This window comes from Sulfitobacter sp. R86518 (assembly GCF_042466275.1).
GTDB classification, from domain to species: Bacteria; Pseudomonadota; Alphaproteobacteria; order Rhodobacterales; family Rhodobacteraceae; genus Sulfitobacter; species Sulfitobacter pontiacus.
In genome coordinates, this window is the sequence record NZ_JAXHCA010000009.1 from 81,595 (window position 1) to 100,477 (window position 18,883).

Genomic DNA, 18,883 nt, shown 5'->3' on the forward strand with positions numbered 1-18,883 from the left:
CCATGCCTGTCGATACCAGCAAGCGAGGGCGCGATGTGTCGTCCGCCGTGGAGACATCTCGGCCCACAGCGCCACCTGCGATGGTCACGGAGCCAGTATCGGCGTCGCGACGCGCGTTGTTGGTCGGCGGTCTGGTGGCTGCCGGCGGAGCGGCCGTGGCCGCGAGCCGCGCGCAATCCCAGGCAACGCCCGACCCGATGGCGGGGCATGCTATGCCCGGCGGGGCGGTCGATCCGTATTCGGCCCATGACAGTGGCATGGCGCATGGCAACATGACGATGGTCGGCCAGGTCGACCACGCCCGGAACGGGTTCGACCCGACGGCCATGCTGACCGACTGGGAGATCGGTCGCACCGAAGTCCTGCCGGATGGGCGCACGTTGCGAACGTTCGAGGTGGACGCCATCGACGTGGAGATCGAGATCGCTCCCGGCGTTTTCTTTCCCGCCTGGACGTTCAACGGCCGCGTGCCAGGCCCCGCCCTGCGAGCGAAGGAGGGCGAACGACTGAGGATCGTCTTTCGCAACCTCGGGTCACACCCGCATTCCATGCATTTTCACGGCATTCACTCGGCGCGAATGGACGGCGTTCAAGGCGCCGGGCTGATCGATCCGGGCGAGGAGTTCGTCTATGAGTTCGATGCCAAGCCCTTCGGCTGTCATCTCTATCATTGCCACGCGCTGCCGCTGAAACGGCACATGCACAAGGGCATGTACGGCCTGTTCGTGGTCGATCCAGATCCGGCGCGCCACCCCGAATTTGCGGCCGTTGCGGCGTCGCGTGTGCTGGGCAGCCCGGAAAACGCCGAATGGCAGGAACTGGCGATGGTGATGAACGGCTTTGACACCAATTTCGATGGTGAGAACGAGGTCTATGCGGTAAACACGGTCGGCCAAGCTTACATGAACGCGCCGATCCGGATCGACAAGTCGCGCCCGGTACGTATCTACCTCATGAATGCGACCGAGTTCGATCCGATCAACTCGTTCCACCTGCATGGGAATTTCTTCGACTATTACGACACCGGCACCCAGCTCACGCCGACCCTGCGCACGGTCGATGTGATTATGCAGTGTCAGGCGCAGCGCGGCATCCTCGAGTTCAGCTTCGCCGATCACGAGGATGGGTTGTACATGTTCCATGCCCACCAGGCCGAGTTCACCGAACTTGGCTGGATGGGCTTTTTCGACGTGCGGGAGGCCGGAGCATGACCGATCAGACCCAACACAGCCGCCCGCCGAAGACCCGCCTGCTTCTGGTGCTAGCGCCACTGGCTGCCATGCTGGGCGCCTTTGTCTGGATTGCGTCGCTCGATCCCCTTCGCGGCTTCAATAACGGCGCGCCCCCGGTCGAGGCGCTGACCGTCGAACGGACGATCCTTGACGGGTCGGGGATTTCGCTCAGGGTGCGCGCCGGCGGATCGGAAGCAATGGTGGTCGCGCAAGTCGCAGTGGACGACGCCTACTGGACCTTCACGCAGGAGCCCGCGGGGCCGATTGCCCGGGGCGAAGCGGTCTGGTTGCGAATTCCCTATCCGTGGGTTCTCGGCGAGGCCCATCACGTCAACCTGCTGACCAACACGGGCGCGACCTTCGGGCATGAGATCGGGGTCGCCGTCTCGACGCCAAGTCCCACCTGGGGGCAACTTCGGCTCCAGGCGGTGATCGGGGCGATCGTCGGCCTTTTGCCGGTAGCGCTTGGCCTGATGTTCTATCCGGCCATGAAGGGCGTCGGGCGAAGGGGAATGAACTTTCTGCTGGCGCTGACGGTCGGGTTGCTGGCCTTCCTGCTGATCGACACCATATCCGAGGCACTGGAGCTATCGGCAGAAGCGGCCGCGATATTCCAAGGTTCTGCCATGGTCTGGCTGTCGGCGCTTGCAAGCTTTCTTCTATTGATGGCTATCGGGCGATGGCGCGGCAATCCGGAAGGCATCGCGCTTGCGTTCTACATCGCCCTTGGGATCGGGCTTCACAACTTCGGCGAAGGGCTGGCAATCGGCGGCGCATTCGCCGCCGGATCGGCGGGGCTTGGAACTTTCCTCGTCCTAGGCTTTGCCTTACACAATGTCACCGAGGGCATCGGCATCGCCGCCCCGATGCTTCGTGCCCGGCCGAACCTTTGGACGTTTGCCGCCCTGACCCTGCTCGCCGGTGGCCCGGCCATCCTCGGAATGTGGGCGGGCAGCCTTGCCTATGCGCCGCAATGGTCGGCACTGGCACTCGCCGTCGGAGCGGGTGCGATCCTGCAAGTCATGGTCGAGGTCAGCGCCTACCTTGTCCGTCAAAACGCCGACAGGCAGGCAGCGCTGATGTCACCAGTCGTACTGGTCGGGTTTCTGGGCGGCATCGCATTCATGTACGCGACGGCAGCATTGATCAAAATCTGAGCGGTGATCGGCTGTTTCGGCCTCATGGGGCGGTCGCCCAGCTCGATAAACTGACCCCGTCTGTCCACGGGGAGATCGCTATTTTCGTGCCTCAGTTTGTGCGCCCAAGAGACTTATTCTTTCGTGATTTCAAAATGAAGAATTTGAGGCTAGAGGGACTAGAGGATCCACCTGGATATCACAGATAGGTGAAAACACTGCAAACCCATCTGACCACTATTGCTGAGCCGCACGTCGAAATGTACTGTCTCATATTTTTGTTCTGTCACAATTCTGGGCCTCCGTTAAACCAGCAACAGATGCTACACACCAAAACGAGTGCTTCTTTAGATGTGTTTCATGGCATGGCCCGCCACATGCGGAAACACTCCGTTCCGGTCACCTCGCAGATTAGACCTTGTGCTTCCATCCAAGCAAGGTTGCGCTGGACGGTGCCGCGGCTGGCACCGGTCAGGGTCTCGGCTATTGGAGCGGAGACGACGGGCCATTCGGTCAGCACCGCGCGCAATGCTGGTGGTGTCTTGCCAGAAAGCGGGGCCATCATGGTTTCCGCCCGCGCTGACCATGCCTGGATGTCGTCGAGTTGCCGCATCGCGGTCAGGCATGCTATTTCCATATCGGCGTTGCGACGTCAATCGCCAGCGCACCTCTTCATCACTATCGGCAACGGAGTCGACGCCATCATTTTCCATCGATATCTGCCGCACAAGTCTGTGAACTCTATCTTTAGATTAAGGGCAAGAATATCGGAGCTAAAAGCAAAATCTCATATTTAGTAGGGGCAAAGGACAGCCGTTGATCTCGTTGAATTTCTCATCTCACAAGTAAGGGCTACGTGACACCAGATTTACGTGCGTCTCAGAGAAACCCAATACCGAGCTCAAAGCCTTTTCCACATGGCCAATACAAGATGAACAATTCATCTTTTGAATGCCGGACGTGAATGACTTTTCGCTTTCGATATTGAGACCTCTTGCTCCGGACAACTACAGAGATAGAGGGTCCAGCAGGTGGAAGGTCAAGGAATTTAAGGTCCGATTTCACAATCGTCGTCCGTTTCACTCGGGGACGAGGGCTGCAATCTTTTCAAGAAGGGTGCCGCGCTCGATCACACCGGGGATTATTTCATCACCCAATACGAACGTCGGCGTTCCAGTTATACGCAAAGCTTCTGCCAGACGCAGAGAGGCAGCAATGTGATCGTTCACTAGGTCTGATTGCATATCTGTTTTCAAAACTTCGAGATCGAGCCCCACATCGCCTGCAACTTCCATAACGCTTGCTTCAAAGGCTTGTCCGTTCAATGCCATCATTGCCTCGTGAAACTGCTGATATTTACCTTGGTTTCTCGCGGCAAGTGACGCGCGCGCTGCAATTTCGGAACCGGGCCCTAGGATCGGGAATTCACGATAAACAATGCGGACATCCCTGCTTGTCTCCAGCACGGCTTTGACTTCAGGTGCTGCGCGGCGGCAATATCCACAGTTATAGTCAAAAAATTCGACTAGCGTGACGCTACCATCCAGATTTCCGAAGATAGGAGCGTTCTGTTCGAAGTCGTCGCGCAATTCAGTTAAAGCTGTAGACTGCGCTTCAACAAGTGCTGCATTTTCACGTTCTTGTAGGATTGAAAGCGCTTCGATCAGAATTTCGGGTTTTTCCAAGATCGCTTCAAGCGCCAGACGCTTAATATCTGCCTCATTGAGTTCTTGCGCGGCCACAGTAGTGAAAGAAAATGCTGCGAAGACTGTTGCAAGTATAATTTTTGACAGGTCGCGTCGCGCTAGTGACATCTTAAATTCTTCCTAGAAAGTTGCGGGGTACAGGATCACACGCGTGTCCAGCGGAACCATATCATAAAACTGGACAATCTGATCGTTCACCAATCTGGCACATCCGTTTGAAACGGCACGGCCAATAGTGCTTGGGTCATTAGTGCCATGCACACGCAAAAAGGTATCCCCGCGTCCCGGTTGAAAGAGGTAGAGGGCCCGCGCGCCTAGAGGGTTGCTCAGACCGCCAGGCATTCCATTCCGAAACGGTCCATATTTCTTCGGTTCACGACGCAACATGCCCGGGGTCGGTGTCCAGCTGGGCCATTCTTTCTTTGCCCCCACATAGAATTCACCTGCCTCATAAAGACCCGGACGACCGATCCCGACGGTGTAGCGAATTGCAGTATTATCGGGTTGGGTCCAGAACAGGGCAAACTGGCTTGGAACAACATGGATTTCGTATGGAGCGGAGCCCTCTGGAATGCTCACTACTTGGGGTAAATACTCCGGCGGTAAATCATACTTTGGCAGCACTACATGGGCTGAAACTGGCTGACTGGTCAAAGCGCCAGCAGCCCCGGCGGCAAGGAGGAATTTTCTTCAATTCATGAAGCTGTGGCTTTCGAAAGGTGAACGTTGAATGAACGCCAGTACACGAGAAAAGACTTTAACAAGTCATGCTAAGTGCGCGATCAAAATAATTTCACTTGTGTTCCTACCTCAGCCAAAGCGAACAGTTCTTTGATATGTTCGTTGTAAAGGCCGATGCATCCGTTCGACGATTGGCGGCCAATTTTCCGCGTGTCCCCCGTTCCGTGGACGCGGTAATATTGCCATGAAAGGTAGAGGGCGTGTGTGCCCAAGGGGTTGTCAGGACCGGGTGGAAAATAGTCTGGCCAATCCGGGTTGCGGATCTTCATCGAAGGAGTTGGGCGCCAGCTTGGTCCTTCCACTTTCTTGATAACGCTAGTGTATCCGCGTTTTGTCAGTTCTTCGGATTCCGGAACGCTCGACGGATACAGCTTATAAACACTTTCATCCTCTGACCAATATTGCACCGCTCGGGAATCAATGTCGCACAGGATTGCACCGTGGTTTAGATTTTCGAAGTGATCCCGCCAGTTTGAGGTGCTGAAGGATGAAATATTGCGGCGCACTGGTGGTGTACCAAGTGGTGCTGTGGTTTGCGCGGTTGCAACGCCTGCTCCTAGGAACACCCCACTTGCGGCCGCACCGAGCAGCGCTCCGCGACGTGAGAAAGATGAGTCTTTAGTTAGCTTCATGATCAACCCTTCGGTCATGCCTCTTTCGTCTGTTTACAACCTTCACCCACTGGAGCTTCAAGCGATCAATTGTCACAAAAACGTGAGACGAACAGCGAACGAACGCTTTGGGCTGGAAAAGCCCTGTAGCATTCGAACGGAAAGTGGCTTAAACGATCATCTGGGGCGGCGCTAAAGCGTGGCAGGTCAAGCCTGTGTCAGCCTCGACAAATGACCTATACTAAGTCAGCTTTCCACATGCGACATCTCCCGTGCCCCGCCACCTCGCGGATCAAACCGCTTGCCTCCATCCAGGCGAGATTGCGCTGAACGGCGGCGCGGCTGGCTCCGGTCATGGCCTCAGCCATCGGGGCGGAGACCAAGGGCCATTCCGTGAAAACCTTTCACAAGGCAACCGGTGTGCGGCCAGATAATTGCGCTGCTCATCCCATCCAACCAGCGGGCCAAACGTTCGGGTGGCAAGCCCGAAACGCGCACCCCCCCGGCCCCAGCCATAGCGAGCGGCGCGAAGATGGCACCGCTTCCATCGCTGGTCGCGACCCTGGACGCGGTGACGGTAGCTTCGATCTGGTCGCCGTGGCGTCCGAGGCCCGCCAAGCTCCACAGGTTATACCCCATGCACGCCCGTGTGATCGGGTGGAGACCCTTTGCGGCTGCCATGAGGTCCAGCCACCCACCCGCGCGATCCTCGAAACGCTCAGCGCTGTCTCCAGTGTTCTCGGGATCGCGACGGTCGAGGAAGGCGGCCAAGTCAGCTTTCGGCCCAGGACCGCCTGTTAGGCGCCGAACAGCCCATGCAACTCTTGCCAGTGCATTTAGGTCATCCTGTGCACCTGACAGCCGCATCGATATCCAGAGCGCCAGACGATCAGAACTCACCCGATCCCCTGCGAACCAGCTGAGGTCCGCTGCCTCAATAAGAGCGAGGCGATGCCGCCAGCCTTCCGGGCCACGCAGCAGCCAGTCATCCAGAGCTCCCAAGCGTCCAGCCACTCTTGCCAGTCGCGCAGCGTGAACGCCTTCTGCTTTTGCCCAGACTTCGACGACAGCAGTGTCGGGCGGTTCCGCCCGTGGCCCTGGAGGCAAATCATCCGGTTCTTCTTCAAGTAACCTACGCAGAAACCAGAGATCGTCTTCGTGAGCCTCTTCATCCTCCTGGATGGTGATAAGGGGTTCGTCGTAATCATCGGTAAAAGTAGAGGCTTGCGTCTTCATGTGCACAAAAAGACTGATTTCTTGCGCATTACCCAAGCGTTTTTTTGGCAGCTGCCTGCGCCCTTTATATAGTACGCGCACTCGACTGCCGGCGGAACCTCTCAGTTCGCGCACAGCGCAAGGAAACCAAGGGATTGTGGCCCAGCCCGACGAGAGAACGCTTGATTGCATTCGTTTACAAATGGTCATTTATTGGCGGTATATGAAACTGCAAACGGCCTGTTTTGATGCCCCTGATAGGTTATGCCCGCGTATCAACCGAGGATCAGACCCCCCTGCCCCAGTCAGAGGCTCTGAAGACTGCAGGTTGCGTCGAGATATTTGAGGAGCAAGCCTCGGGCGGCAATCGTGCGCGGCCGGTGCTTGCGCGGGTGTTGGAACGCATCGGCAAGGGCGACACGCTCGTTGTCGTGCGGATCGACCGCCTGGCGCGGTCGTTGTCGCATCTGCTGGAGGTGATCGAGCGGCTCGAGGCCAAGGGTGCGTTCTTCCGTTCTATTCAGGACCCGATCGACACCGGATCCCCGCAAGGCAAGTTCACGCTGCAGGTTCTGGGCGCTGCGGCCGAGTTCGAGCGCGCCCTGATCCGGGAACGCACGAAGGCCGGCCTCGCCAGTGCCCGAACAAAGGGCCGCGTGGGCGGAAACCCTGGGCTCCGGGCCAAAGACCCAGCCGCTCTTCGCAAGGTCCGGCTGGCCCGACAGGACGGCTACATGGAGCGGTTGAACCAGACGGCACAGGACTGGGTGCCCCACGTGCGCCGCTTGCGCCCCGAAATGGCTTGGGAGGACGTGCTGCGCGTCGTTAACGGCCCCCTGCCCCACGACCGACACTGGACGCAAAGCCGCCTGCTGCGCGCCGTCAACGCCTATGTCCGGGACGGCTTCCTGCCTGCCGAGGTGCTAACCCGCGCCGGGCGCCGCGAAACGGACGACCGCCTACCCGCAATCGTCGCGGCCATCAAGGGCGCGGATCCCGACATCACGCTTCAGGCGATCTGCAGCCGCCTGGAGGCGATGCGCGAACGCACGCCCCGTGGGAGGACAAGCTGGCAGCCGTCTTCGGTGAAGATGCTGCTGGAACGGGCTGAAAGGTTGGGTCTGCTGGATTGAATTCAGCGGCCTCGGCTCTTGTGCCTGCTGCGATCAGCCACACTAAATCTAGAAAGAGCTTGCGCAAATCTCATCGCTCGGGCAATAGTCTCGAAAAATACCGCGCAATCACATAAAAAACGCGCCCACGGATCGAGGCATACATGAGCGAAGCTGAGCAGGACCTAGACATTGCCATCGGGCAGTACGCAGAGCTTCTCGCGTCGAACCTTCATGCGCAACGTGCCGCCCACTTTCCCCCAGACGCCAAAAAGGTCATGCGCACCTTGACCAGCGGTGAAGCCGCAGAGTTGCTTGGCGTTGATCATACCTACCTTCGCAAGCTTCATCGAGAAGGAAAGATCGCTGACGTCGAAACCACCGCTGGCAGCCACAGGCGATATACCCTCGATGATATCTGGGAGATTCGCCATGCCCTTGAGAAAAACGCGAAGAAGCCTGGAACCTACGTTCCGGGTCGCCGTGCCGGTGACGAGCTTCAAATCGTCTCTGTTGTGAACTTCAAGGGCGGAAGCGGAAAAACGACAACATCGGCTCACCTTGCACAGCGCTTGGCTCTCAAGGGATATCGTGTCCTTGCGATCGATCTGGATCCGCAGGCATCTCTCTCTGCGCTGCATGGTATCCAGCCCGAGCTGGACCTGATGGAGGGTGGCACACTGTATGACGCGGTTCGCTACGATGAACCGGTCCCGATCTCAGATGTGATCCGCAAGACCTACATCCGCGGTCTTGATCTTATTCCGGGCAACCTCGAACTCATGGAATTCGAGCACGAAACACCCGCCGCCATCCAGCGCGGTGGCGCCCGCGCCTTCTTCGCCCGTGTACGTGACGCGCTCGACAGTGTCGAAGCGGACTATGATGTCGTTGTCATCGACTGCCCGCCGCAACTTGGCTTCCTTACCATGTCCGCCCTCTCCGCATCCTCTGGGGTGCTTGTAACCGTTCACCCGCAGATGCTCGATCTGATGTCCATGTCGCAGTTCCTGCGCATGACCGCCGATCTGCTTGGCGTCATCCGAGATGCCGGCGCAAACCTCCGCTTCGACTGGCTGCGTTTTTTGCCAACCCGATACAAGGTGGGCGACGCCCCACAGACCGAGGTGATTGCCTTCATCCGGGGTCTGTTCGGCAGGTCAGTCCTGACCAACCACATGGTCGAGTCGACGGCTATCTCTGATGCAGGGCTGACGAAGCAGACGCTCTACGAGGCTGACAAGAAGGACTTCACGCGCCAGACTTTTGATCGCGCGATCGAGTCCATGAACGCCGTAAACGACGAGATCGCTGCGATCATCCAGAACACGTGGGGACGCAATGGCAAGAAAGCCTAAATTGGGTCTGCCCCTGCAGACACTTCGCAATGCTCCCGACGCTCTTGAGGGGCGCCGGCTACGCGGTGGTGTGTTTGAAATTGATCCTGGCCATATCGAGACAGCTGGACGGCTAGACGACCGTCTGCAAATTGAGATCGAGGGTCTCAAGGCGTCGATCTCTAAAAATGGCCAGCGAGTTCCGATTCTTGTCCGTCCGCTTGAAGATGACCGATACAGCCTGATCTATGGCCGTCGTCGGCTGGAAGCTTGCAGAGAACTTGGCATCAAGGTCCGCGCCATCGTCACCGAGATGGAGGGTGACCAGGCCCTTCGCGATCAGCTTTTGGAGAACCAGGAGCGGCGTGATCTAAGCTTCATTGAACGTGCGCTCGTGGCCTCCGCCTTGCTCGAAGGTGATCATCTGAGCCCTTCTGAACGGACCAACAAAGGTGTCGCCGAGGTTCTCAATCTGACCGAGGCCGGGGTGTCTCAGTTGTTGAGCGTGGTCCGTACCGTTGGAGAAGAACTGGTACTGGCCATCGGTGCCGCGCCAGGTATCGGGCGGCCACGATGGGAAGAGCTGAAGAAGCTGATCGGAACTTCAGAGGCTGATCGCGAACTGCTCGCTGCCTTGGCCAGTGAGGCAAAGAGCGCATTCCCTGGCGGCATTGATGAGAAGTCCGATCAGGCATTTTTGGCGGCCCTGTCCGCAGCCGGAAAGCCCGATAACTCCGAATCCGCACCTCGCCCGCGTGGGCGACCCGCCACGGTCATTCCGGGCGTTGGGGCGGCGACAGTTACGACTGGACGTCGTGGCAAACAACTCAAACTCGAGCTGAAGGCCGAGGACAGCGATTTTGTCAGCTGGTTGGAAGGCAATGCCCCACAGCTGCTTACCGAGCTTCACGAGCGCTGGAAGCGTTCGGAAGACTGAGGAAGAGCAACAAACAAAAAGGAGGCACGATACAGGCAAAAAAGAAAAAGGCCCCGAGAAGCTAACTTCACGAGACCTTTCTTAGGTTTCGCACGGGACCAGCCCGCTACAAAACTTCAGTTTTCGCACCTCTGAATGTAGCGTTCTGGCCCCTATCCCGCAAGCGCAAAGCGATTCGCGGGCCCAGTAAAATTTTGCCTTCGTGAATGACATCATGGAGTACACACCGATTTCACCGTTTATGCGGTCGATCTCGCACGCTCATCTGCGTGTGGTCGAGCGGCCCGAGGCGTCTGTTCCGGGCAAGCCCGTCAACAAGTGGGAGCTCCTCCGCGAGCTGTCCAAGGCCCAGGCCGCCTTTGGGATTTCCGAGCGCGATCTGACCGTTCTTCAGGGGCTTCTCAGCTTCTTTCCAGACGACAAGCTTGGCGGGAACGCTGAAATGGTCGTCTTCCCGTCCAACAAGGCCATTTGCGAGCGGCTGAACGGTATGCCCTGCTCGACGATGCGGCGCCACCTCGCGCGTTTGGTAGAAGCTGGCTTGCTTGTGCGGCGCGACAGCCCCAACGGCAAACGTTACGTCCGCAAGCATGGCGAAGAACGCGTGGCCTTCGGCTTCGATCTCTCCCCGCTTTACTGCCGGGCAGAAGAGGTCGCGCGAGCCGCAGAGGCCGTGCGTGAGGCTGAGGAGCGTGTCAGGCGTCTGAGAGAGGTTGTGAGCCTCATGCGGCGCGATCTCGCAGCCTTGGCGGAGTTTGGTGAAGAAGTTCAGCCTGGGCTTGGGCTCTGGGATCAGCTTCGCGATACGGCCGTCCTCACGGCCCGGGCCCTTCGCCGCAAGCTTCCACTCGAGGATCTCGCAGCCCGTCGCGCGAACCTAGAAGCTCTTCTTGACCAGGCACGCGACGCTATTGATGGCCCTGAAACAGAAGAAATGAACACCAGTGATGCCCGTTTCGAGCGTCACCATCATAATTCAAATAAAGAATCTATAGATCTTGAACCTGCCTTAGAAAAAGGCGGGGCGGCGGCCGATGTTCCAGAGAAGGATAACGATGAGCCTTTGGCTGACGTTGAAGGGCCGGACACACAGCGGGTGCCCAGGATCCCACTTCATCTGGTGATTGCGGCCTGTCCTTCGCTCAAAACTTTCTACCAAGGGGATGTTCGGCACTGGCACCAACTTTTCGACGCTGCCTGCCATGTGCGGCCAGCAATGGGCATCAGTGCGTCCGCCTGGGAAGAAGCGCAGCGGTTCATGGGGCCCGAGCAGGCGTCGATCGTTGTCGTTGCCATGCTGGAACGCTTTGCCGACATCAGATCGCCGGGTGGATATCTCCGCGCGCTGACATCGAAGGCAGCGGCGGGCGAGTTCTCCTGCGGGCCGATGGTCATGGCGCTGATCGGCCGACGGAGCGCGGCTTAACAGCTGTTAAGTGTCCGGTGAAAGTGGGCCGCTCTGATGTGACTTAACAGCTGTTAAGTCTGGTCTGACCGCCAAGTACTTTTTAGCAGATCAAGGACTGGAGGTTTTTGGACACCGGTGAGACAGATTGGGAAAATGGGTGTCGGCGGCTGTCGTGGAGAACATCTGATGATCAAGGCGGCTCAGAAAGCCACCCTGTTCTAATCGTGGGACAACCCCTTTGACAAGCGTGTGCAGAGCCAGCCCAACGTCTGGCGCATCAAAGTCGGAACATCGCTGGAAGGATGGTCTGGAGATATCGTACACTGGGGTCCACTGCAGGGCTTGAGCGCGCGGAATACCGCGGCTGCGCCTTCGGTTCACCACAGTAGGTCGAGCATCGCATTAAATAAACCTCTGCAGTCCCTGCCCTACTAGGTCTTGATGCCGAGGATGAGGTGACGCTGGATCAACTCATAGCCTTCACCGCCAATCCGAATATTGGGAGCAAGTTCATTTCTGTGATGCAGTCAGGTTAGACTGTCATAAGGTGCCCTACATAAACCGACCGAACCACGGTACGCGGTTCCAATCTGAACCAGGGCTTAAGCTTGTTGAATACCTCGATCAATTCGCGCGAACGGCGCTGTGTCTTGTCTGAGCTCATACGCGCCGCCCGTTGCAGTGCGTCCTGACAACGCCCAACTGTCATAGCGATCCGCGGACACGTGCGCAGCGGTGTCGTGATTTTGCTTGGTTCGAACTGGCCGGCCTATGCGAAGTTCTTGATGTGCCTGAGGACGCAAGCCTCGCAAAATCCATGATATCATATAAGCCATTGATAATAATACGAAACAAACGAATGTATTGGCTACATTCACCGATATTACTTGCCGATCCGGGGGGGCGATCCGGACATGCTGGATAGGATCGCAGTTATTGGCGGATATGTCGGGGTTTCCGGTCTGTTTCTGCTTACTGCCCGCAGAAAGTGAAAGTGTCCTTCGGGTTTTGTGACTGACGGATGAGGGCCTTTGGGGTCCCTCAGATGGGTCCGGGCCGGGTTCCGGTCTGCCGTTCCTGATGAAGGGCATTCCTATGCAATCAGGTGTCTTGCGCGTGCTCCGCGCAACCGCCGCCTCCTGGTGGCGGCATAGAGGGCTGCGCCGAACTGGCCAGACGGCGCTGGCACAGCGGCTCGAACGCCAGACCGTCCTGCGTGATCTCGGCTATCTGAAGCAGGCGGCGTCATTGCCAAACGCGCATGTGATCTGCGGGGAGGGTAGGACATTCCTCCATCCCGGTTGGACCACCGTGTCGACCTTCGCGCCGATCGAGCGCTTTCCCTTGGCCGCCCTCGCGGTCGCACGAGGAACGCCGTTCATCGATATCCGATCCGTCACCGATGTCACCGCCTTCGCGAACTTGCCGTGCGTGGCGCGGGACGGATCGGTCGACCCTGACTTTTCGGGTCCCGGCAAGTCCGTGTCGCTGACCACCTACATCGACATGGTCGAAGCCCTCGGTGCCAGGATCGCCAACGATCCGCGCCCCTGTCGGTCAACCTAGTCACCACTCCCTCTCACCAAAACTCGAAAAGGAGGCCAGCCATGGCCCGATCCCGCACGCCCAAATTCGATGCCTCCGAGGTCATCACAAACGAAATCATCCGCATCATCGAGCGCGGAGTGCTGCCGTGGCGCAAGCCATGGACCGCAGGTGGCAGCTCTCGTCCCCTGCGCGTGGGCGGAGAACCCTACCAGGGAGTGAACAACTTCCTGCTGACGATGCGGACCGTGATGGCGGGCCACAGCTCTCCCTTCTGGATGACACTGCCGCAGGCCAATGCCTTGGACGCAAAGGTCCGCAAGGGCGAAAAGTCCTCTGTCGTCGTTTACTACGGTCAAAGCCGGAAAGACGCGGGCGGCGATGAGCATGACCGCAGCGACGGGGATGATCGCTCCGAGGAAGCCCCTATCTTCCGCTTCCAGAAATCCTACCGCGTGTTCAATGCCTGCCAGATCGAGGGTTTGCCCGACAGCTTCTACCCTGACCCGGAGCCCGCGCCCGAGCATCCGCAGTCCGAGCCCATCCCGCACATGCAGGCGTTTTTCGATGCCATCGACATCACAACCGTCTTCACGGGCACGGAGGCGTACTATTTGCCGCCCGTGGACAAGGTTTATATGCCGTCCATCACGCGGTTTCAGGACCCGCGCAATTTCTACGGGGTCTGGGCCCATGAGCTGGCCCATGCCACGAAAGCCCCCCATCGACTGAACCGTGATTTCGGGTTCTCGAAGTTTGGCAACACGTCCTATGCGCGCGAGGAGATCGTCGCGGAATTTACCTCGGTGTTCCTGGGTCAGACGCTCGGCTTCACGGCGCATACGCTCGAGATGAATGCCGCCTACCTCCACAACTGGTTACGGGTCCTTCGGTCGGACAAGGGTGCGATCTTCAAGCACGCTGCAGATGCGCAGCGTGCCTGCGACTATCTGATCGCCAGATCGGAGACGGGCAGGGCAGGGCGCAGTGCCGAGGCCGCTTGACCACACGGAGAACGGAGACACCCATGTCACGTAAGGAACCCAAAACGCTGCGGGTGGCCTGCTTCAACGACGGCCGCCGCAAGATCATCACCTTCAAGCGCCGTGCCTATTGGTGGAGCCCGTACGAGGGCGCTTATCCGCTCTCGGCAGCGCTCGAGAGCATCAAGCACCAAGGCGGCTGGATCGAAACCATCCCCAACCCGAATTACAGACCCAAGGGGCTGTTCGGGTAGGGCACCTTCGGCCTCGATTCATCCGCCAAGCGGAAAAGAGAAAGCAGGCTTTGGGAAGGGTGTTCCAACTTCTCAAAGGAGATCCCCATGCCCATGACCGTTCAACCCCTGCCAGACCGTCCCGATCCGACCGTGATCGCGGCGCAGAACGACGCGTTTCGCAAGCTCGCATGCCTTGGAGTGCCGCCCGCGCAGCCCATCCAGGGCCGCATGCATGTCACCCGCTCGCTTATGGAGGCCGGCGATGGCTTCATGGCCGAAGCGGTGAAGGCCACCGGTGCGTTCGATACATTCGAGCCTGAGAATGATCCCGAAGGATGGCACGATTTCGGTGCGGTCGAGATCCGGGGCGAGACCGTGTTCTGGAAAATCGATCTCTATGAAGCAAACTCGGATTTCCGCTACGGGGCCGAGACCCCGGACAACCCCGCCACCACCATGCGCGTGCTGACCATCATGCTGGCGCGCGACTGGTAGAAGGGCAGGGGACTCCTCCCCCCTGACATCTGAGACGATGAAGGCCCGCTGCCCCTCAAAGGGAGAGTGGGCCTTTTGTCGTGGTGATCCCTGAAGCCGGGGATTTGTCACGCGCGCGAGTGCGTCGGCCACACCTCACCCACCTGAAAGGATATCCCATGACTACGAACTTTGCCCCTCTCACCGTCGCCATCGGCGATCTGGTCCCGCATCCCGCCAATGTGCGCAGCAACTCACCGGAAACTTATGACCTCGAGAACATCGCCCATCTGAAGGCCAGCATCGCTGTGCTGGGCCTGCTCCAGCCGCTTATCGTCCAGAAACTCGATGGGAAATACGCCGTCCTCGCCGGCGGCCGCCGCCATGCCGCGCTGAAGGAGCTGGTCGCCGACAAGGCCGCCAAGGGGTTCACTGCGAAGACCAAGATCGACTGCCGCCTTGTGCCTGACGACTGCGACGTCACCACGGCCCTGTCACTTGCCGAGAACATCACCCAGGCGCCGATGAACGCCATTGACGAGTTCGAGGCCTTCGCGCGGATGATGGAAGTCGACGGCCAGACGCCGGAAACGATCGCCAAGACATTTGGCACCACCGTGGCCACCGTCAAAGGCCGGTTGCGCTATGGCCTGATCCACCCCGATATCCGCGCCGCGGCCCGGGGCAAGGTGATCACGCTCGACACGATGAAGGCCTTTGCCGAGCATCCGAGCCAGGAGGCGCAGCGCGAGGTTTTCGAGGCGCTCACGAAAGACGGCGGCTATCTGCAGGCCTATACCGTCCGTCAGGCCCTCAAATCCCGCGGGGTGCAGGTCAGCGATGATATCGGGGCCTTCGTGCGCGCAGACTACGAGGCCCGCGGCGGCGCTGTCGCGGCTGATCTTCTGGAAGAGCATTCCGTGCTGGAGGATGCGGCGCTGGTCGAGACCATCCTGCTCGAGAAGCTCGGTGCCGCCGCCGAAGAGGCCCGTATGAGGCTGGGCTTTGCCTGGGCCGATGCGATGGTGCGGTATGATTACGCGACCATGGCCGACTATGGCCGCGTCTATCCCGGCCCGATCGATCCGGATGAGGCCGCCCAAAAGCGCGTGGAAGAGATCACCGCCGAGCTTGAGAAATTGCAGCTCGAGATGGAGGATGAGGGGCTCGAGGACGGTGCCTACAATGCCCTTTACGACCGCGTCGACGCTCTGGAAGAGGAAGCGCGCGATCTGCAGGAGGCCTACAGCGCCGAAGACCTCGCACGGTCTGGGGTGATCGCCTCGTGGCAGGGTGGGCAGATCACGCTCCATGTTGGTCTCGTCCGCCCGGAAGACACCATCAAAGAGGAGGGCGCGCGCGGCTCCTCGGCTAGCCCGACCGGGGAGGAGGCCCCGGACCCGGGCGAAATCACTTATCCAGCCTCACTGGCTGAGGACCTCAAGACCGAGCGAGCCATGGCGCTTGGGGCCGCGATGGCGCTGCATCCGGAAGCCACGCTCGATCTGACGCTCTTCAAGCTGGTGAGCGACGTTCTGGCCAGCGGCATGAGTGTCACGCAGGCGATCAAGATCGATGCCCGCAAGGAATACCGCAACCACGCCAAGATGGACGAGATCGACGAGACCTCGCTTGAGCAGGTGGCGGCGGCGCATGATGCGCTTGATCTGTCCTGGCTTGATGACAGCCGCGCGCCCGCCGATCAGTTTGCGGCGTTTCGCGCGCTGAAGGCCGGCGAGAAGGCCAAGCTCGTCGCCTATGCCACCGCCAGCACCACGCAGTCCTGCTTCGCGCGGGACCGATCGCGCGACAGCCTGATGCATGCGTTCGAGATTGAGATCATGCCCGATATCCGCGCCCACTGGACGCCGAACGCGACGCTCTTCAATCGCTTTAAAAAGGCGTGGCTCCTGAAGATCCTCGGTGAGGATCTGGGTCTCGCCCAGGAGGCGGTGACGCTCGCCTCATCGAGCAAGAAGGAGATCGTCGCCTTCTGCGACAAGCTCTTCGCTGAACCCTTCGCCACACTGACGGACGCGCAGCGCGCTGCCGTGGCCGCCTGGTGCCCGCCGATGATGCAGACCGCCGGTATCGCCTTTGATGAGGCGGAGCCCGCTGCGGAAACCCCTGAGCCTGACAGCGAGGTCGCGCAAGCGGCCTGAGCCATCATGCGACCCGCGCGAGGCATTCCTCGCGCGGGTCGACCCTCCCACACCCAACGGAAAGACATCCCTATGGCTATTCTCAAGTTCTCTGCCTCCGCTGTTGCGGCGCAAATCGCACATGCGCGCGCCTGCAAAACCTTCCTGCCCAACTGGAACGGGCCCGTGGACAGGCCGGCCCTGATCCTGATCGTCGGCAATGGTGTGCATCTGCGCTCAAACGGCATCGATGGCACGACCACCCGTATCGTCACCACCGAACAGGCCGATCCCTCCTTCGCCTTCGCCGACGGCATGAACCCGTTTCGGGATACCGACTGGATGGCGCAGCGCCGCATGGCGTTTCGCGATCTGACCGGCCAGTTCTATACCGACATCCTGGATGACGTGCAGGTGCTCATCGACCGGGGGCGGGGGGCGATCCGGCTCGCCACCGATGGCCACAGCATCCGCGTGTTCGTGCGCCGGGCCTCGGATTATCTCATCGGCGGGACCTACGAGGTGCCGTCAGGCCTCGGCGGCACCTTCCGGGTCATCCTCAAGGATGCCTGCGACACCTTCGCGATCGTGCAGAACTGCGGCAATTGCGAGGATTTCGACGCCATGCAGCCCTACCGCGTGCCGCTCGATGCGCTGATGGAACTCGATGATCGGAGGGTGGCGTGATGGGTTGGCTCTTCTACACCGACGGCCGCGTCAAAACCTACGCGGATGAGAAAGCGGAAATCGCCCGGCTTTGTACCTTCGAGGGCGAAAAGCGTAAGACGGAACTGGTCAAAGCCTGCAAGGTCGGCTCCACCTGGTATGCGGCGGCAAGGGTCATCAATCTCGACGGCACCCCTGTCGAAGACGCGACCTATGTGACCGATGCGGATGGCTCCATCACTTTTGGGGCTGTCTTCCTCACCCGATATGATGACGGCTGCTGGGGCTACAAGGACATGGAGGAAAGCGCGGGACCAGTCGAATCCCGCGCGCCACTAAGCCTGTTGGCCCTGCTGTCCGAGCTGAAAGACCCGGACAGCTACGCGCAGGACTGGCGTCAGCGCTGCCGGAATTGGGCTGCGATCCCGGACTACGAGGAAGGCGACAAGATCAGGCTCGCCACGCCCGTGACGCTCACCGATGGCAGTACATGCCAGATCGTCACCGCGACCCACTACAGGCGGGGCCGGCAAAAAAGCCGCTGCTACCGCATCGAGGAAACCGGCGGGCTCGTACGCCTGTCGAAGGCCTCGCTTGCGGGCTCGGAGCTGCTCAGCTCCGCGAAAGGTGCGGCTAGCCCGGTGCTGGCGGAGTTCCTGGCGGGGCAGGGTGGCTGAGTTTCCCGCTGAGACAACACCACGGGACCACGTGCACACATACTGCCGACTTGAAACCGTATCTCAAATGAGATACATCACTCCCATCAACTGGAGGACCATCCATGCCTGCCCAAACATCTATGCTTCATGTCCGTGTTGACGATCAGCTGAAAGCACAGGCTTCGGACGCACTTGCGGGCGTCGGTCTGACGCTCTCCGACGCGGTGCGTATTCTTCTGACCCGCGTGGCCGCAGAGGGCGGCTTGCCTGCCGGATTGACCGCTGATCCGGATGCCTATGACGCCTGGTTCCGGGCGAAGGTACAGGAAGCGCTGGACGATCCAAGGCCCACAACGCCCCATGCCAAGGCGATGCAAGACGCCCAGGCATTGATTGACGGGAAGCGCCTTGCCAAATCTTGAATGGAAAGCGACGGCCATCGCCGACTTGCTGGCAATCATTGACTACATCTCTGACGACAACCCGGATGCCGCCCAAATTCTCAAAGACGAGATTGAACACAAGACGTCCCTCCTTCCAGAACGCCCTCAGATGTACCGCGCGGGCCGTGTGGACGGGACTAGGGAGATGGTTGTTCGGCCGAACTACATCGTGGTGTATGCTGAAAGCCCTGAGATGGTGACCATTTTGCGCGTTCTTCATGCTGCGCAGCAGTGGCCATGATCGGGGTGCAGGCCCCCCGCTAAGAAATTGCCCGCTCTACGCCTTCAAAGTGTAGAGCGG

At 59.5% G+C, this 18,883-nt stretch carries 18 protein-coding genes and 2 pseudogenes; 15 read left to right on the forward strand and 5 right to left on the reverse strand.

Annotation, left to right across the window (positions count from 1 at the left end; genetic code table 11):
* Window positions 1-2: 2 nt before the first annotated feature.
* Together SJY36_RS17985 and SJY36_RS17990 are read left to right on the forward strand one after the other, a co-directional pair.
* Window positions 3-1,211 carry a multicopper oxidase domain-containing protein gene (locus SJY36_RS17985; RefSeq protein ID WP_235183691.1) on the forward strand — a complete coding sequence of 403 codons (1,209 nt, stop codon included), beginning with the start codon at window positions 3-5 and terminating at the stop codon, window positions 1,209-1,211.
* Window positions 1,208-2,389, forward strand: coding sequence for a metal transporter (locus tag SJY36_RS17990; RefSeq protein ID WP_037941822.1), 1,182 nt, complete (start codon window positions 1,208-1,210; stop codon window positions 2,387-2,389). The genes SJY36_RS17985 and SJY36_RS17990 overlap by 4 nt, the downstream gene beginning before the upstream one ends.
* A gap of 337 nt (window positions 2,390-2,726) precedes the next feature.
* On the opposite strand, the pseudogene SJY36_RS17995 reads toward SJY36_RS17990, so the two are convergent.
* From SJY36_RS17995 to SJY36_RS18015, 5 genes and pseudogenes are all read right to left on the reverse strand, one after another.
* Window positions 2,727-3,005, reverse strand: a pseudogene (locus SJY36_RS17995) (hypothetical protein); the annotation flags it as partial.
* Between the two features lie 442 nt (window positions 3,006-3,447).
* Window positions 3,448-4,110, reverse strand: coding sequence for a DsbA family protein (locus SJY36_RS18000; RefSeq protein WP_348110599.1), 663 nt, complete (start codon window positions 4,108-4,110; stop codon window positions 3,448-3,450).
* Between the two features lie 84 nt (window positions 4,111-4,194).
* The gene (locus tag SJY36_RS18005; protein ID WP_386176767.1) at window positions 4,195-4,728 is read right to left on the reverse strand and encodes a L,D-transpeptidase; all 534 of its coding nucleotides are present in this window, start codon (window positions 4,726-4,728) and stop codon (window positions 4,195-4,197) included.
* A 128-nt stretch (window positions 4,729-4,856) separates the two neighbouring features.
* Entirely contained in the window at window positions 4,857-5,465 is a 609-nt protein-coding gene (locus SJY36_RS18010; protein WP_386176768.1) for a L,D-transpeptidase, read from the reverse strand.
* 197 nt (window positions 5,466-5,662) lie between these two features.
* Window positions 5,663-6,662, reverse strand: a pseudogene (locus tag SJY36_RS18015) (hypothetical protein).
* 227 nt (window positions 6,663-6,889) lie between these two features.
* Between SJY36_RS18015 and SJY36_RS18020 the strand changes: the two are divergent.
* The 13 genes from SJY36_RS18020 (at window position 6,890) to SJY36_RS18080 (ending at window position 18,823) form a co-directional block, all read left to right on the forward strand.
* Window positions 6,890-7,774, forward strand: a complete 885-nt coding sequence (locus SJY36_RS18020) for a recombinase family protein (protein ID WP_188479600.1) — start codon at window positions 6,890-6,892, stop codon at window positions 7,772-7,774.
* 143 nt (window positions 7,775-7,917) lie between these two features.
* The gene (repA, locus tag SJY36_RS18025) at window positions 7,918-9,111 is read left to right on the forward strand and encodes a plasmid partitioning protein RepA (RefSeq protein WP_132998387.1); all 1,194 of its coding nucleotides are present in this window, start codon (window positions 7,918-7,920) and stop codon (window positions 9,109-9,111) included.
* Window positions 9,095-10,027 carry a plasmid partitioning protein RepB gene (repB, locus tag SJY36_RS18030; RefSeq protein ID WP_188479601.1) on the forward strand — a complete coding sequence of 311 codons (933 nt, stop codon included), beginning with the start codon at window positions 9,095-9,097 and terminating at the stop codon, window positions 10,025-10,027. The genes repA and repB overlap by 17 nt, the downstream gene beginning before the upstream one ends.
* A 214-nt stretch (window positions 10,028-10,241) precedes the next feature.
* A complete protein-coding gene (gene repC / locus SJY36_RS18035; RefSeq protein WP_220800826.1) occupies window positions 10,242-11,453 on the forward strand; it encodes a plasmid replication protein RepC in 1,212 nt (403 codons plus the stop codon).
* A gap of 1,077 nt (window positions 11,454-12,530) precedes the next feature.
* Complete coding sequence (locus SJY36_RS18040) at window positions 12,531-13,001, forward strand: hypothetical protein (RefSeq protein WP_386176769.1); 471 nt, start codon at window positions 12,531-12,533, stop codon at window positions 12,999-13,001.
* Window positions 13,002-13,042: 41 nt separating this feature from the next.
* Window positions 13,043-13,984 (forward strand): ArdC family protein, encoded by a 942-nt coding sequence (locus SJY36_RS18045; RefSeq protein WP_386176770.1) that lies wholly within the window; start codon window positions 13,043-13,045, stop codon window positions 13,982-13,984.
* 23 nt (window positions 13,985-14,007) lie between these two features.
* Window positions 14,008-14,217, forward strand: a complete 210-nt coding sequence (locus SJY36_RS18050) for a DUF6330 family protein (protein ID WP_188479537.1) — start codon at window positions 14,008-14,010, stop codon at window positions 14,215-14,217.
* An 87-nt stretch (window positions 14,218-14,304) separates the two neighbouring features.
* Window positions 14,305-14,694, forward strand: coding sequence for a DUF3768 domain-containing protein (locus tag SJY36_RS18055; protein ID WP_386176771.1), 390 nt, complete (start codon window positions 14,305-14,307; stop codon window positions 14,692-14,694).
* A 158-nt stretch (window positions 14,695-14,852) separates the two neighbouring features.
* Entirely contained in the window at window positions 14,853-16,835 is a 1,983-nt protein-coding gene (locus SJY36_RS18060; RefSeq protein WP_386176772.1) for a ParB/RepB/Spo0J family partition protein, read from the forward strand.
* Window positions 16,836-16,907: 72 nt separating this feature from the next.
* Window positions 16,908-17,501 carry a regulator gene (locus SJY36_RS18065; RefSeq protein ID WP_090525080.1) on the forward strand — a complete coding sequence of 198 codons (594 nt, stop codon included), beginning with the start codon at window positions 16,908-16,910 and terminating at the stop codon, window positions 17,499-17,501.
* A complete protein-coding gene (locus tag SJY36_RS18070) occupies window positions 17,501-18,157 on the forward strand; it encodes a DUF6927 domain-containing protein (protein ID WP_348110686.1) in 657 nt (218 codons plus the stop codon). Before SJY36_RS18065 ends, SJY36_RS18070 begins: the two co-directional genes overlap by 1 nt.
* A 104-nt stretch (window positions 18,158-18,261) precedes the next feature.
* The gene (locus tag SJY36_RS18075) at window positions 18,262-18,561 is read left to right on the forward strand and encodes a type II toxin-antitoxin system RelB/DinJ family antitoxin (RefSeq protein WP_044353023.1); all 300 of its coding nucleotides are present in this window, start codon (window positions 18,262-18,264) and stop codon (window positions 18,559-18,561) included.
* Window positions 18,548-18,823, forward strand: coding sequence for a type II toxin-antitoxin system RelE/ParE family toxin (locus tag SJY36_RS18080; RefSeq protein WP_348110689.1), 276 nt, complete (start codon window positions 18,548-18,550; stop codon window positions 18,821-18,823). The genes SJY36_RS18075 and SJY36_RS18080 overlap by 14 nt, the downstream gene beginning before the upstream one ends.
* Window positions 18,824-18,883: the final 60 nt, after the last annotated feature.

Coding starts and splice junctions, on each gene's coding strand:
- SJY36_RS17985 (WP_235183691.1), top strand. CDS start 3: ATGCCTGTCGATACCAGCAAGCGAGGGCGCGATGTGTCGTCCGCCGTG.
- SJY36_RS17990 (WP_037941822.1), top strand. CDS start 1,208: ATGACCGATCAGACCCAACACAGCCGCCCGCCGAAGACCCGCCTGCTT.
- SJY36_RS18010 (WP_386176768.1), bottom strand. CDS start 5,465: ATGACCGAAGGGTTGATCATGAAGCTAACTAAAGACTCATCTTTCTCA.
- SJY36_RS18020 (WP_188479600.1), top strand. CDS start 6,890: ATGCCCCTGATAGGTTATGCCCGCGTATCAACCGAGGATCAGACCCCC.
- repA (WP_132998387.1), top strand. CDS start 7,918: ATGAGCGAAGCTGAGCAGGACCTAGACATTGCCATCGGGCAGTACGCA.
- repB (WP_188479601.1), top strand. CDS start 9,095: ATGGCAAGAAAGCCTAAATTGGGTCTGCCCCTGCAGACACTTCGCAAT.
- repC (WP_220800826.1), top strand. CDS start 10,242: ATGGAGTACACACCGATTTCACCGTTTATGCGGTCGATCTCGCACGCT.
- SJY36_RS18040 (WP_386176769.1), top strand. CDS start 12,531: ATGCAATCAGGTGTCTTGCGCGTGCTCCGCGCAACCGCCGCCTCCTGG.
- SJY36_RS18045 (WP_386176770.1), top strand. CDS start 13,043: ATGGCCCGATCCCGCACGCCCAAATTCGATGCCTCCGAGGTCATCACA.
- SJY36_RS18050 (WP_188479537.1), top strand. CDS start 14,008: ATGTCACGTAAGGAACCCAAAACGCTGCGGGTGGCCTGCTTCAACGAC.
- SJY36_RS18055 (WP_386176771.1), top strand. CDS start 14,305: ATGCCCATGACCGTTCAACCCCTGCCAGACCGTCCCGATCCGACCGTG.
- SJY36_RS18060 (WP_386176772.1), top strand. CDS start 14,853: ATGACTACGAACTTTGCCCCTCTCACCGTCGCCATCGGCGATCTGGTC.
- SJY36_RS18065 (WP_090525080.1), top strand. CDS start 16,908: ATGGCTATTCTCAAGTTCTCTGCCTCCGCTGTTGCGGCGCAAATCGCA.
- SJY36_RS18070 (WP_348110686.1), top strand. CDS start 17,501: ATGGGTTGGCTCTTCTACACCGACGGCCGCGTCAAAACCTACGCGGAT.
- SJY36_RS18075 (WP_044353023.1), top strand. CDS start 18,262: ATGCCTGCCCAAACATCTATGCTTCATGTCCGTGTTGACGATCAGCTG.